We start from the raw sequence: 13478 nt of genomic DNA on the forward strand, positions 1-13478 counted from the left end.
CCATCATCTCATACTATGCGTTGCTTTTTTGATATTCAGGAATATAAAGAATCTGCCCTTCTTCAAGCTCTGCATCCACCGACAATGAATTCGTTCTAAGCAGCTGCTGCACATTCAACTGATATCGCTCACAAATACGATCGACCGTATCTTCTTGCTGAACTATACATATTTTCATGCGAGAAAAATCTTCCTCCTCCTGCTTAGCGAACAGCTTCGTTAAATAAAGAGAATTCTCACTACCAGACGCTTCTCTCTGGTCATCTTCAAACTCCTCAGCTTCTTGAGCTGATTCATACACCTTTGGTGCTTCACGTTCATATAACCGTTCAAACTGATAGCTGTCATCCCGCTCTTCCTGCGTCTGTTCCATCTGATAAGCAGATGATTCAAAGGCCGGATAAGCTGGCGGCGCTTCTTCTTCCTTGCCCTCTGCTTCAGGGTCTTTCCTTACTTCCACCTCAAAGAACGTATCATCCCGCTCCTCTTCTTCTAACAGCTTAGGCGGGTCAAAGAATGGCGGCTCTTGTACTTGAGCTTCTGGGAAGGAACGATACCCAAGCGCCACGGCTTCTTCTTCCTCATATTCCTCTTCTTCTACTTCTTCTGCTTCTTCCACCATCACCGTCTCGATGTCTATTTCATCCTCTTCTTGTTCGGTTCGCACTTCATGCTGCAAAAGAGCCTGCTGTTCTGCATTTTCTTCATGCTCTTCACCTTGCAGCATTTCTTGCTCTTCATATTCAGACTGCGCCTGATATTCATATGTGACATCGCCATATTCCTCTTCAGCACGATGGACAAATTCATATGGCTCTTCTACAAGCGGTTCAGCCGCTCCATCATCTAACAGACCTTCAATGGCCAAATCAGCCTGAATCGTCAGCAAACGGCTTTCTGTCAGCTGGTAATCAAATGCATCAATAAACACAAATACATCATTTAAATGACTAATTTTGTTCTTCGGGATCGTGATATCCACCGGAAATTGATGCAGCAACTCCGCCGTTCCATCCTCTCTTACCTTCACCTCATCAGCCTGTCTGTATGATGCATAGGAACTGGATTCACCCATTAGCTCCTCTTGATTTATGTTGTATTCTCCTGTTAGCTCGAGTGAACCTCTAATGGAAACATAATCATTCACTTCTTGAACGAGAATGTCAGGATCGAGAGAAATTGACAGCAGCTCACTGACTTCCTGTCCGTTTTTGAAATAAATGGACTCTTCTACCGAAAACTGTAATCGATTGTTTTGAGACAAGTCGGTGTCCTCCTTTCATCTAATCCTTCAAAATAAAATTAGATGTCAATACAGGTGTATGAAGGAGGCGGTGAAAATATGATTGGTTTTATGCAAAGCAAAAAGCCGATATGTCTCCATATCGGCTTTTGGTTACTGAGCTAATTTTTGAAATACCTTTTCAACTGTCTCAATCGTATACTCGATGTCTTCGTCCGTATGAGCAGTTGATAGGAACAGCCCTTCAAATTGTGAAGGTGGAAGGAAAATGCCGTGATCAGCCATTTCCTTGTAGAATTCAGCGAATAAAGCGAGGTCAGCTGTTTTCGCTGTATCGTAATTGACGACTTGTTCGTTTGTAAAGAAGAATCCGATCATAGAACCCGCACGGTTAAATGTTAACGGAATCCCATGTGCTTTCGCCGCTTTTGAAATGCCTTCTTCCAAACGATCTCCTTTACGTCTAAACTCTTCATAAGACTCAGGTGTCAGCTGTTTTAATGTTTCAAGACCTGCTGTCATCGCAAGCGGGTTACCAGATAACGTTCCTGCTTGATAAATCGGGCCGCTTGGCGCAATTTGTCTCATAATGTCCGCTTTACCGCCATAAGCACCAACTGGCAGGCCGCCTCCGATGACTTTACCAAGACATGTCAGATCAGGCGTAATGCCAAAATAGCCTTGTGCACAATGATAATCCACACGGAAGCCTGTCATGACCTCATCAAAAATGAGTAAAGAGCCATATTGCTCAGTGATGTCTCTCAATCCTTGCAAGAATCCTTCCTGCGGAGGGACAACCCCCATATTTCCTGCAACTGGTTCTACAATGACACCTGCAATGTCGTCTCCAAATTCTTGAAAAGCGACTTTGATGCTTTCTAAATCATTGTATGGAACGGTGATCGTATTGCTTGCCGTACCTTCAGGGACACCAGGGCTATCCGGAAGTCCAAGCGTTGCCACACCCGAACCGGCTTTAATGAGCAAAGAATCACCATGACCATGATAGCAGCCTTCAAATTTCACAATTTTGTTTCTGCCTGTAAAACCACGTGCTAGACGAAGCGCACTCATCGTCGCCTCTGTTCCAGAGCTGACCATACGAATGACCTCAATAGAAGGAACTCGTTCTGATACAAGCTTAGCTAATTCATTTTCAACTAAAGTAGAAGCACCGAAGCTTGTACCATGTTCAGCTACTCGCTGAATACTTTCAACCACACGGTCATTCGTATGCCCTAAAATAAGCGGTCCCCACGATAAGACATAATCAATATATTCATTTCCGTCAATATCGTATATTTTTGCGCCTTTGCCTCGTTCCATAAAAATCGGGTCTGTATTGACTGATTTAAATGCTCGCACAGGGCTGTTTACACCACCCGGCATTAACTGCTGCGCTTCTTCAAATGCTCGCTTTGATTTTTCATAGCTACGTCCCATTTCAATGTCCTCCTGTCTATCCGTTCTTTATTCTGAAAGCCATTTCGCTGCATCTTTTGCATGATACGTAATGATTAATTCTGCGCCTGCACGTTTCATGCTAGTCAGCATTTCAAGAACAAGCTCTTTTTCAGAAATCCAGCCATTTTGAGCTGCTGCTTTGACCATTGCATACTCTCCGCTCACATTGTACGCAACAACAGGAAGTGTAAATTCATTTTTCACATCACGCATGATATCTAAGTATGAAAGTGACGGCTTCACAATCAGGAAGTCAGCGCCTTCTTCTACATCAGACTGTGCTTCTCTCAGAGCTTCTAAACGGTTTGCGGGGTCCATTTGATACGTTTTACGATCTCCAAACTGCGGTGTGCTATGCGCCGCATCACGAAACGGACCGTAAAAAGCACTTGCATATTTCACAGCATATGACATCACAGGCACATGAACAAAGCCGGCCTCATCAAGTGCCTCACGAATTGCGATAACAAAGCCATCCATCATGTTTGATGGAGCAATGATATCTGCACCTGCACGAGCCTGACTTACAGCGGTTTTCGCTAAGAGCTGAAGAGATTCATCATTTAAAATTTCTCCATCTTCAACGATTCCGCAATGTCCGTGATCTGTATATTGGCATAAGCAAGTATCAGCAATGACCACAAGCTCAGGGAAATGCTTTTTGATTTCAAGCGTTGCTCTTTGAACAATCCCATGATCGTGATAAGCTTCACTGCCTACATGGTCTTTATGGTCTGGTACCCCAAAAACAATGATGGATTTAATCCCAAGGTCAACAAGCTCCTGGACTTCTTCTTTCACAAGATCAACTGAAATGTGATAGACACCCGGCATTGAAGGGACTTCTTTCCGGACATTCTCTCCCTCTACAAAAAAGATCGGATAAATGAAATCAGATGGTCTTAAAAAGGTTTCTCTGACTAATTCTCTCATTCCTGCGCTTGTCCGCAGTCTGCGGTGTCTGTTAAATTTCATCAATGGTTCAACTTCCTTTCAGATAAACGGCACATCAATTCAAGCATTCCGTCTATCGTATAAGTATCTGGGGTTTCAGAAGAAATCCCGTATTGAAGCAGTGCCTCTTTTGTTAGAGGACCGATCGTCACAAAACAAGTGTCAGAAGCAGCTAGATTCGCTGCATCTGCCTCCATGGCATGCATAAATGAATGGACAGTCGATGAGCTCGTAAATGTAATAAAATCAAATGATTGCTTCGTCATTGCCGTTTTAAGAGCGGCAATCCCTTCCTCATCCTTGACCGTTTCATATAAAATCCATTCCTTTACTTCTATGCCAAGTGGAACAAGCGTTTTCTTCACGACATCTCGAGACAGGTGTCCTTTTGCTACAAACACACGCTCTCCCGGACGCACATGGTCAAGCAGCGCATCAGCGAGCTCTTCCGCTATGAATCGTTCTGGTACGACATCCACCTTCAAGCCGTGCTGCTCAAGGTAGGCAGAGGTTTTCTCACCTACCGCAGCCACTTTCAAATGGGATAAACTTTTATGTAAATGATGGTCCTCTATGTAGCTCAGAAAAAAAGACGCACCATTTACACTCGTGAAAACAAGCCATTGGCTATTTTCTAAGTCTTTTAAAAAGGCCTGCGTTTTTTCATTTGTAAGCGTGGGCTCAAACCGAATAAGAGAGGTTAAAACAGCATGGCCGTTCAGCGCTTCAATTTTCTGCTGAAACGCACCCGCTTGACGTTCATTTCGAGTGACAAGCACCGTCTGTCCGTAAAGCGATTTGGCTATCGTCATTGGGAAGACAGATCCTTTTTCACCTTGTCGATCAAATCCTTTGCTCCCTTATCAGCCATCTGCTTCGCACATGCTGTTCCGATTGCCTCAGGGTCAGTACCTGTTACGGTTTCTCGAATAATCGTATGCCCATCCGCAGATGCCACAAGACCTGTCAATTCAATTTCATCACGCTCATTCATCGTTGCGTAACCAGCGATCGGCACTTGACAGCTTCCATCCATTTGCTTAAGGAAGGCTCTTTCAGCAAGGACCGTTTTCTTTGTATACTCATTTGTGAATTGAGATAACAGCTGCAATAGCTCTTCGTCATCTCCGCGGCATTCTATCGACAATGCGCCCTGCCCCACAGCAGGAAGGCAAGTATCAGGAGATAAAAATTCTGACACGACTTCTTGACTCCAGCCCATTCTAGACAATCCGGCAGCCGCTAGAATAATCGCATCATATTCTTCATTTTTCAGTTTTTCGAGTCTCGTATCAATGTTTCCTCGGATCCATTTAATCTCAAGATCTGGTCTCTCCTGAAGAAGCTGGGCACTGCGCCGTAAGCTGCTCGTTCCCACAACCGCTCCCTTTGGCAGTTCATGAAGACGGAGATGATCCTTTGAAATCAATGCATCCCGTACATCTTCACGCTCAGGAATACAGCCGATGACTAAACCTTCTGGAAGAGAAGCCGGCATATCTTTCATGCTGTGTACTGCCATATCGATGTCATGGTTCAGCATTGCCTGTTCAATCTCTTTAACAAACAGACCTTTTCCGCCAACCTTTGATAAGGTCACATCTAAAATTTGATCACCCTTTGTCACAATCTCTTTAATTTCAAAAGAATAAGAAGGGTTTAGCTCAGACAACTTTTGAATGACCCATTTTGTTTGTGTAATCGCAAGTTTGCTTCGTCTAGAACCTACTTTAATTGTACGCATTACGTCTTCCTCCCGACAATGCCCTTAAGACTCATCATTATTGAAACCAATGAAAGGTTGATAAGCTACCAAGCAGAAAATAATTAATCATCAGCACAAGAAATGAAGCGACATTCCATCGCGCCACGATTTTGCCTTGCATATTTCTCACCAGTCTAATGTATAAGTAAAAGCCGTATAAAAACAGCATAATAAACGAACCGAGCACCTTTGCATCTGTCCAGTACAACGTATCATACGAGATATATGCCCATATAATGCCAAGAATCAAACTAAGCAAGAGCATCGGTACGCCAATAATATTTAAGACATACGCCATATGATCAAGTTTTGATAAGTCTTCAATTCTCAAAAGCCATTTTCCCCATTTTTTCTTTTTCAGCAAACGATATTGAAATAGATAGAGTAGTGAAAAAGCAAATGAAAGTGAAAAAGCGCCATATGATAAAATGGCCATCGTAATATGGATGACGAGCAACTCACTCGTCAGCTTTCCCGTCAGTTCGGCAGAATGAAGATCGGATGGTGTAAAGGTGTGAATCGCCATCATGGAAAAACCAATCACATTTGTAAAAAAGACAATAAATTCAACGCGTAATACTTTTGTCAAAACGAGTGACAATGTCACAAGCACCCACGTATAAAAATATAACCCCTCTGCTACATTCAACACAGGGAATCGGTCTGTTTCCATCATAATATAAAACATGTAGACTGTTTGCAGCAGCCAGACAATAGAAAGCAACCAGAAAGCCATTTTTCCAGCCTTCCGGTTGTGTTGAAGAAAATCTATGAAATAGAACAAGACACTGAGTGCATAGATCAAGATCGTCGCTTCGCCTAGTCTCGCTACAATGGATTCCATCATCGCCTAATCACTCACTTGCAACTGTAGCAAGGCCTTGTGCCATATTTGATTTAAACAGCTGAAATGCCCCTTGCTCCACCTGCATCGGCTCTGCCTTTTGCTCTTCATCTTCAACCTGTAAATCAAAGATTTCTTTAAAGAGTAAAAGTTTTTCCTCTGCATTCGGCTCCCCGGCAATTTCTTTGGCCTTTAAGATAGGATCTTTCAGCATTTGATTGATGATGCTTTTCGTATGTTTATTTAACAGCTTCATTTCACGATTTGTGAGGTTTGGAAGCTTTCGTTCGATGCTTTGCATCGTATCCGCTTGAATCGAGAGTGCTTTTTCTCTTAAAGCAGAAATCACAGGAACCACTCCGAGCGTATTAAGCCATTGCTTAAATTCCACAATTTCAGCTTCGATGAGAAGCTCCACCTCTTCAGCTACTGCACGTCGCTCTTTCAGGTTAGCTGCCACAATACCCTCAAGGTCATCAATGTCATACAAAAAAGCACCTTCTACTTCAGAAATAGCTGGATCTAAATCACGTGGTACTGCAATATCCACCATGAATAGAGGTCTGCCTTTTCTCTGTTTGTTCGCTTTTTCGACCATTTCTTTTGTAATCACAAATTGTTTAGCACCAGTAGAGCTAATTAAAATATCCGCTTCAGATAATGTCTTTTCTAATTGATTCAAGCTCTTAGGCTCTCCTGAAAAACGACCGGCCAGTTCTTTGGCCTTTTCAAACGTTCGATTGATGACCGTTACCTGACCAATCCCTTGACCTTGAAGGTTTTGAGCTGCAAGCTCACCCATTTTACCCGCACCAAGAATAAGGACATGCTTATCAGAAAGACGTCCAAAGATTTTTTTGGCAAGTTCCACTGCCGCATAGCTGACAGATACAGCATTAGACGCAATATCTGTTTCCGCATGAGAGCGCTTCGCGACTGTTACCGCCTGCTTAAATAAATAGTTGAAAACGGTACCAATGGTCTTCTCCTCTTGAGCGACTTTGAAGCTTGAGCGTACTTGACCGAGTATTTGTGTTTCACCAATGACCATAGAATCAAGTCCACAGGCAACCCGGAATAAATGCTCAACCGCTCCATCATTTTCATAAAACTTCAAATATGGAGAGACATCTTCTTTTTCTAAACCGAACCAATCTGCTAAAAATCTTTTTATATAAAACCGACCAGTATGAAGCTGATCTACAACTGCGTAGATCTCTGTTCGATTACATGTTGAGATGACGATATTCTCTAGAATGCTTTTTTCTTCTTTAAGCTTGGACATCGCTGTTCCGAGCTCGCTCGGTTCAAAGCTCAGCTGTTCCCGTATCTCAACAGGGGCTGTTTTATAATCTAAACCCACAACAAGAATATGCATAACTTCAGCTTGCACCCCCAACGCCCTGTCTAATTTATAATAATTACAATATAGAATTTATTATTTATAATGATTATAACATATATTCATTTTTAACTGGATAAAAATTGTGAACAGATTTCAAAAATGTTGTGATATAGTAGAAAAATGTTCGACATCGAATGCCATATCATCACTTCAAGCAATTTACCAGATTTGGCTCGTGCGGACAAATGATCTGCTTATAAGAAGGTGACATCTTTGAAGAAGAAATCTATTTTGCTGCCGCTCACTTTGCTGGCTGTAGCACTATATGCCATTCTCTCAGGAGATCAATTTGACATTTGGAAAGATCAGGAGAAATGGTATACACTTGTACTGCTTTTTGGCCTTGCTTTCTTATATCAAGGAAAGAAGGAACAGGAAACCTCTCATGTGTTTATCGGTATGCTCATGACAGGCCTTGCGCTACACTTTATCCTTCAGCCGAAATTAGAACACTGGCCAGATACATTTACAATGATTGTGTTCATCGTCGGCCTTGCGCTTTTGATGAAATCATCACAGAAAAAGGAATATCGAATAGAAAGTGTTGTTCTCATTGCACTCGGTCTATTCCTTTATTTCTTTCAACAAATTACAAAGCAACTTAGCACACTTTCGATCCCTACTTCCGGTTTTGAATTGTACTGGCCGTATGTATTGATTGCCGTCAGTCTCCTCTTATTATTTTTAAAAAGGAAATAACTTATACAATAAAAAGGCATCTGCTTTGTGCAGATGCCTTAGAATGTTGACAAATGGCTAAAATGAACTTGATTTTAGCCATTTGTCTTCTTTTCAGCGTGACAGAAAACCTTTGCAGCCCTAGGAAGGACGAGTACTGGCGCGGAGCGAATTTGACATTCGTGAGCACCAGCACGCAGGACTGACACCGAATGCGAGGGTTTGTCTTCGCGCTGAGTCATCTGCTATGTGCTGATGCCTTTCTTTTAACTGTTAATCTTCGCAAGGATCGCATTCCAGGCTTCATCTTTTCCCTTTTTTGTTTCAGAAGAGAAAAGGATTAATTCATCTGATGGGTCAATGTCGAGTGTCTGTTTGACGACTTTCGCATGCTTTTCCCATTTACCTTTTGGAATTTTATCGGCCTTTGTCGCAATGACGATCACAGGAACTCCATAATATTTAAGGAATTCATACATGTTCACATCATCTGCGGACGGCTTATGACGCAGATCCACAATTTGGACGACTGCTTTTAACTCTTCACGCATTGTAATATACGTTTCGATCATTCTACCCCATGCTTCGCGCTCTGTTTTTGATACTTTTGCAAAGCCATAACCTGGGACGTCCACAAAATGGAGCATATCATTAATAATGTAAAAATTAAGCGTTTGGGTCTTTCCTGGTTTAGAAGACGTACGCGCTAAATTTTTCCGGTTAATCAATGAGTTAATGAACGAGGATTTTCCAACATTTGATCGTCCAGCAAGTGCGATCTCAGGCAGTCCCCCGCTCGGGTACTGCTCTGGTTTCACCGCACTAATGACGATATCTGATTTTGTTACTTTCATCTTCCCTCTCCTACTAACGCTTTCTCAAGCACTTCATCTAAATGTGAAACCGGAATAAAAGTTAATCCTTCTCTCACACTTTCAGGAATATCATCAATATCCTTCTCATTGTCCTTTGGAAGAATAATCGTTTTTAGTCCTGCACGATGTGCGCCTAATGCTTTTTCTTTTAATCCGCCAATCGGAAGCACTCTTCCTCTTAACGTAATTTCTCCTGTCATGCCAACCTCTTTTGAAACAGGACGTCCTGTGAGTGCTGATACAAGAGCCGTCGCAATGGTAATACCAGCTGATGGCCCGTCCTTTGGAACCGCACCCTCTGGAACATGGATATGAATATCGTGCTTTTCATTAAATTGAGGATCAATGTTCAGTTCATCTGCTTTTGAACGGATATAACTGAATGCCGCCTGCGCAGATTCTCTCATGACATCACCAAGCTTACCTGTTAGCAAAAGTTTGCCTTTACCCGGCGAGAGTGAGACCTCGATGGACAAGGTGTCTCCGCCAACTGTGGTATATGCAAGACCTGTGACAACGCCGACCTGATCTGTCGTTTCCGCCTGACCATAACGGTAAAGTCTTTTTCCGAGGAATTCAGATAAGTTCTTTTCCGTCACTGTGATGCGTTTACGGTCTTCAGCCACAATCGTTCTCGCCGCTTTTCGGCAAATTGCCGCAAGCTGACGCTCTAACCCGCGGACCCCCGCTTCTCTCGTGTAATAGCGAATCATATCGTAAATCGCTGCTTCACGAAGCTGCAAGTTCCCCTTCTTTAATCCGTGCTCCTTTAGCTGCTTCGGCAAAAGGTGATCTTTCACAATTTCTGCTTTTTCAACTTCCGTATACCCTGCAATCGTGATAATCTCCATTCTATCACGAAGTGGACCTGGAATGGTTGCTAAATTGTTGGCAGTTGCGATAAATAACACTTGAGACAAATCAAATGTCTCTTCAATATAGTGATCGCTAAAGTTATGATTTTGCTCTGGATCTAACACTTCAAGCATCGCAGAAGACGGATCTCCTCTAAAGTCAGAAGACATTTTATCAATTTCATCTAAAAGAAAGACCGGATTCATTGTGCCCGCCTTGCTCATCCCGCGAATGATACGGCCCGGCATCGCACCTACATAGGTTCTTCGATGACCACGGATCTCAGATTCATCACGTACACCACCAAGAGAGATACGGATAAACTTTCGATCGAGTGATTTGGCAATGGATTTTGCAAGTGACGTCTTCCCTACCCCAGGAGGTCCTGCTAAGCAAAGAATCGGTCCCTTTAATGAATTTGTTAGTTTTTGAACAGCAAGATATTCGAGTACCCGCTCTTTTACTTTTTCAAGCCCGTGGTGCTCGTCATCTAAAATTTCACTTGCAAGCTTTAAATCTAGACGATCTTCTGTATAGATGCCCCACGGCAGATTGATCAGCCAGTCAATATAATTGCGAATGACAGAACTCTCAGCAGAGCTTGAAGGGATTTTTTCATAACGGTTCAGTTCTTTTAAAGCCGTTTCACGAACGGAATCTGGCATGCCGGATTCTTCAATTTTAGCCATAAGCGTACTGACTTCGCCGGTTTTCCCCTCTTTGTCTCCAAGCTCTTTTTGAATAGCTTTCATTTGTTCGCGCAAATAATATTCTTTTTGCGTTCGCTCCATTGAACGTTTGACACGCTGCCCAATTTTCTTTTCAATCTCCAGCACTTCTTTTTCATTGTGAATGAGGCTGATGACCCGGTTCAACCGTTTTTTGACACCGACTGTTTCCAGCACTTCTTGCTTGTCTTTTAATTTCAAAGGCAGGTGGGAAGCGACGATATCCGCCATCCTTCCAGGTTCTTCAATATCCGTCACCGTTGCATATGTTTCAGCTGAGATTTTTTTTGAAATTTTTATGTACTGATCAAAGTGATCTAGCAAAGTGCGCATGAGTGCTTCTGCTTCTGCGTCCTTTAATTCTTCTTCTGCCAACTCTTTAATATCGACTGATGTATAGTCTTCTAGCTCCATGTAGGATTCGATCTGCGCTCGATTTAAGCCTTCGACGAGCACACGAATCGTTCCATTTGGCAGCTTCAGCATTTGTTTAATTTTTGTGTAGGTGCCGACTTTGAAAATTTCCTCTTCACCTGGTTCATCTATTGAAATTTCCCGCTGTGTAGCTAGAAAAATCATATGATCGTTCATCATGGCCTGTTCTAATGCTTGAACAGACTTTTCGCGCCCAACGTCCAAATGCAAGACCATTGTTGGATAAACAAGCAAGCCTCGCAGTGGAAGGAGCGGAACATTCTTTTTGATTTCATCTGCCATGTTGATAGACACCTCCGTCACTAGTATGAATCATTATAATATACCTGTTTCAGTCTTGTACAATGTAAAAGACTTGAGAAATGATGATCTTACCGTAGTATACCCTTTCTTTTTATCTTGAAAAAGAAAAAAAGATCTATTTCACTAAAAAATCCCCATATGAGATGGGGATTAAACAGATTTCCTTTTCATTTCTTCTTCTAGTCCATCTTTCTTCTCATCTGGCGGATTGACCAAACACTGATCCAGCACTTCTTGGAAGTGCTTCACAGGCACAATCGTAACGCCTTCAATCTCTTTTAAGATCGACTGCTGATTGTCATATGGGATGATCACTGTTTTGACACCCGCTTGTTTGGCTGCCTTGATTTTTGGTATGACACCGCCGATCGGCTTCACCTGACCTTGTAATCCAATCTCACCGGTCATCGCCGTTAAATGATCAATCGGGATTTGATGAATGGCTGAGAAAATGGCTGTGGCCATCGCAATTCCAGCAGACGGCCCATCAATTGGGGCACCAGCCGGAAAATTAATGTGGATATCATATTCATTTGTTCGTATGCCCAAGTTTCGAAGCACGGTTAATACATTTTCAACTGAGCCCTTCGCCATACTTTTCCGTCTGATTGATTTCGACTGATTGCCGATGCTTTCTTCTTCCGCAATACCAGTAATATTGATACTGCCTTTTTCAAGGGCTTTACAAATGTTCACTTCAATTTCAAGCAAAGCCCCGCTATTCGGTCCATACACGGCAAGACCATTTACTACTCCTACCTTTGGCTTTTCCGGTACTTTTTGTTCATATCTTGGTGTCAGCTGGCTTGAATGAATGACCCATTCTACATCGGCGATCGTAATATCTTTTCGGTTTTCAGTGACAGCCATACCTGCGGCGATCTGCACCATGTTGACCGCTTCACGTCCATTTTTCACGTAGGATGTTAACAGGTTCAGTCCTTCATCACTTAATTCCTTCTGTATTTTCTCGACTGCTTTAGCTGCAACAATTTTCAGCTCATGCTGATCCAAATCCTTAAAGAAAATCTCCAAACATCTTGATCGAATAGCCGGCGGAATTTCGTCCGGTGTTCTTGTCGTGGCGCCAATCAGTCGAAAATCAGCGGGCAGCCCATTTTGAAAAATATCATGGATGTGATTCGGGATTTGCGTATTTTCTTCACTGTAATAAGCACTGTCTAAAAACACTTTTCGATCTTCTAGCACTTTGAGCATTTTGTTCATTTGAATCGGATGCAGTTCTCCAATTTCATCGATAAAGAGAACGCCGCCATGAGCATGTGTGACGGCTCCTTGTTTCGGCTGCGGAATGCCTGCCTGTCCCATGGCCCCTGCTCCTTGATAAATGGGATCATGTACGGAACCAATCAAGGGGTCTGCGATGCCTCGTTCATCAAATCTTGCCGTTGTGGCATCAAGTTCAACAAATACTGCATCTTTTTTAAATGGTGAATCAGCGTGACGCTTCGCCTCTTCCATCACTAGACGGGCAGCAGCTGTTTTTCCAACACCAGGCGGCCCGTAGACGATAACATGTTGCGGGTTCGGTCCACACAGGGCAGCTTTAAGTGCACGTATACCGTCTTCCTGCCCTACAATATCTTGAAACCCCTTTGGCCGGACTCTCTCTGATAAAGGTTCACTCAGTTTAATGGATCGCATCTTTCTGAGTGCTTCCATTTCTTTCTTTGATTCTTTATCGATCGTCACCTTTTGTGTGCGCTGATTTTTCAGTAAGTTCCAAAAATACAACCCGATGACGATACCAAAGAACAGTTGTATGAATAATACGATTCCTGTCCAGCTCAATCGGTGCTCCCTCCTTCATCTATCGTTATGTATTGGTTTCTGTCTGCTAGTATTTCCTAGAGCTGGACGGAATAAACACAACTTCCACGATAAATAAAAAACTCCTGAATCAAA

General features: G+C 42.7%; 11 protein-coding genes. 1 reads left to right on the forward strand and 10 read right to left on the reverse strand.

From position 1 onward, the window contains the following. Nucleotides 1-13 precede the first annotated feature (13 nt). The 7 genes from NST57_RS13315 to hemA form a co-directional block, all read right to left on the reverse strand. The gene (locus NST57_RS13315) at nucleotides 14-1264 is read right to left on the reverse strand and encodes a LysM peptidoglycan-binding domain-containing protein (RefSeq protein WP_142155619.1); all 1251 of its coding nucleotides are present in this window, start codon (nucleotides 1262-1264) and stop codon (nucleotides 14-16) included. A 132-nt stretch (nucleotides 1265-1396) separates the two neighbouring features. Next, entirely contained in the window at nucleotides 1397-2689 is a 1293-nt protein-coding gene (gene hemL / locus NST57_RS13320) for a glutamate-1-semialdehyde 2,1-aminomutase (RefSeq protein WP_341298669.1), read from the reverse strand. A 27-nt stretch (nucleotides 2690-2716) separates the two neighbouring features. Continuing rightward, nucleotides 2717-3685: a porphobilinogen synthase gene (gene hemB / locus NST57_RS13325; protein ID WP_142155621.1), complete on the reverse strand. Its 969-nt coding sequence runs from the start codon at nucleotides 3683-3685 to the stop codon at nucleotides 2717-2719. Beyond that, nucleotides 3685-4476, reverse strand: coding sequence for a uroporphyrinogen-III synthase (locus NST57_RS13330; protein ID WP_341298670.1), 792 nt, complete (start codon nucleotides 4474-4476; stop codon nucleotides 3685-3687). Before NST57_RS13330 ends, hemB begins: the two co-directional genes overlap by 1 nt. Next, the gene (hemC, locus tag NST57_RS13335) at nucleotides 4473-5408 is read right to left on the reverse strand and encodes a hydroxymethylbilane synthase (RefSeq protein WP_341298671.1); all 936 of its coding nucleotides are present in this window, start codon (nucleotides 5406-5408) and stop codon (nucleotides 4473-4475) included. The genes NST57_RS13330 and hemC overlap by 4 nt, the downstream gene beginning before the upstream one ends. A 37-nt stretch (nucleotides 5409-5445) precedes the next feature. Further along, entirely contained in the window at nucleotides 5446-6276 is an 831-nt protein-coding gene (locus NST57_RS13340; protein ID WP_008342830.1) for a cytochrome c biogenesis protein, read from the reverse strand. 7 nt (nucleotides 6277-6283) lie between these two features. Then, nucleotides 6284-7651, reverse strand: a complete 1368-nt coding sequence (gene hemA / locus NST57_RS13345; protein ID WP_008342832.1) for a glutamyl-tRNA reductase — start codon at nucleotides 7649-7651, stop codon at nucleotides 6284-6286. 240 nt (nucleotides 7652-7891) lie between these two features. Here hemA and NST57_RS13350 point away from each other — a divergent pair, with 240 nt between their 5' ends. After that, nucleotides 7892-8377, forward strand: coding sequence for a hypothetical protein (locus tag NST57_RS13350; RefSeq protein ID WP_024718411.1), 486 nt, complete (start codon nucleotides 7892-7894; stop codon nucleotides 8375-8377). A 245-nt stretch (nucleotides 8378-8622) separates the two neighbouring features. Here NST57_RS13350 and yihA read toward each other — a convergent pair whose 3' ends face one another. The 3 genes from yihA to lonB form a co-directional block, all read right to left on the reverse strand. Beyond that, nucleotides 8623-9210 carry a ribosome biogenesis GTP-binding protein YihA/YsxC gene (gene yihA, locus NST57_RS13355; RefSeq protein ID WP_142155624.1) on the reverse strand — a complete coding sequence of 196 codons (588 nt, stop codon included), beginning with the start codon at nucleotides 9208-9210 and terminating at the stop codon, nucleotides 8623-8625. Further along, nucleotides 9207-11531, reverse strand: a complete 2325-nt coding sequence (gene lon, locus NST57_RS13360) for an endopeptidase La (RefSeq protein ID WP_142155625.1) — start codon at nucleotides 11529-11531, stop codon at nucleotides 9207-9209. The genes yihA and lon overlap by 4 nt, the downstream gene beginning before the upstream one ends. 171 nt (nucleotides 11532-11702) lie before the next feature. Beyond that, nucleotides 11703-13364, reverse strand: a complete 1662-nt coding sequence (gene lonB, locus NST57_RS13365) for an ATP-dependent protease LonB (protein WP_007501566.1) — start codon at nucleotides 13362-13364, stop codon at nucleotides 11703-11705. Between the last annotated feature and the right edge of the window lie 114 nt (nucleotides 13365-13478).

The organism is Bacillus sp. FSL M8-0077 (assembly GCF_038050255.1).
GTDB lineage: Bacteria > Bacillota > Bacilli > Bacillales > Bacillaceae > Bacillus > Bacillus altitudinis.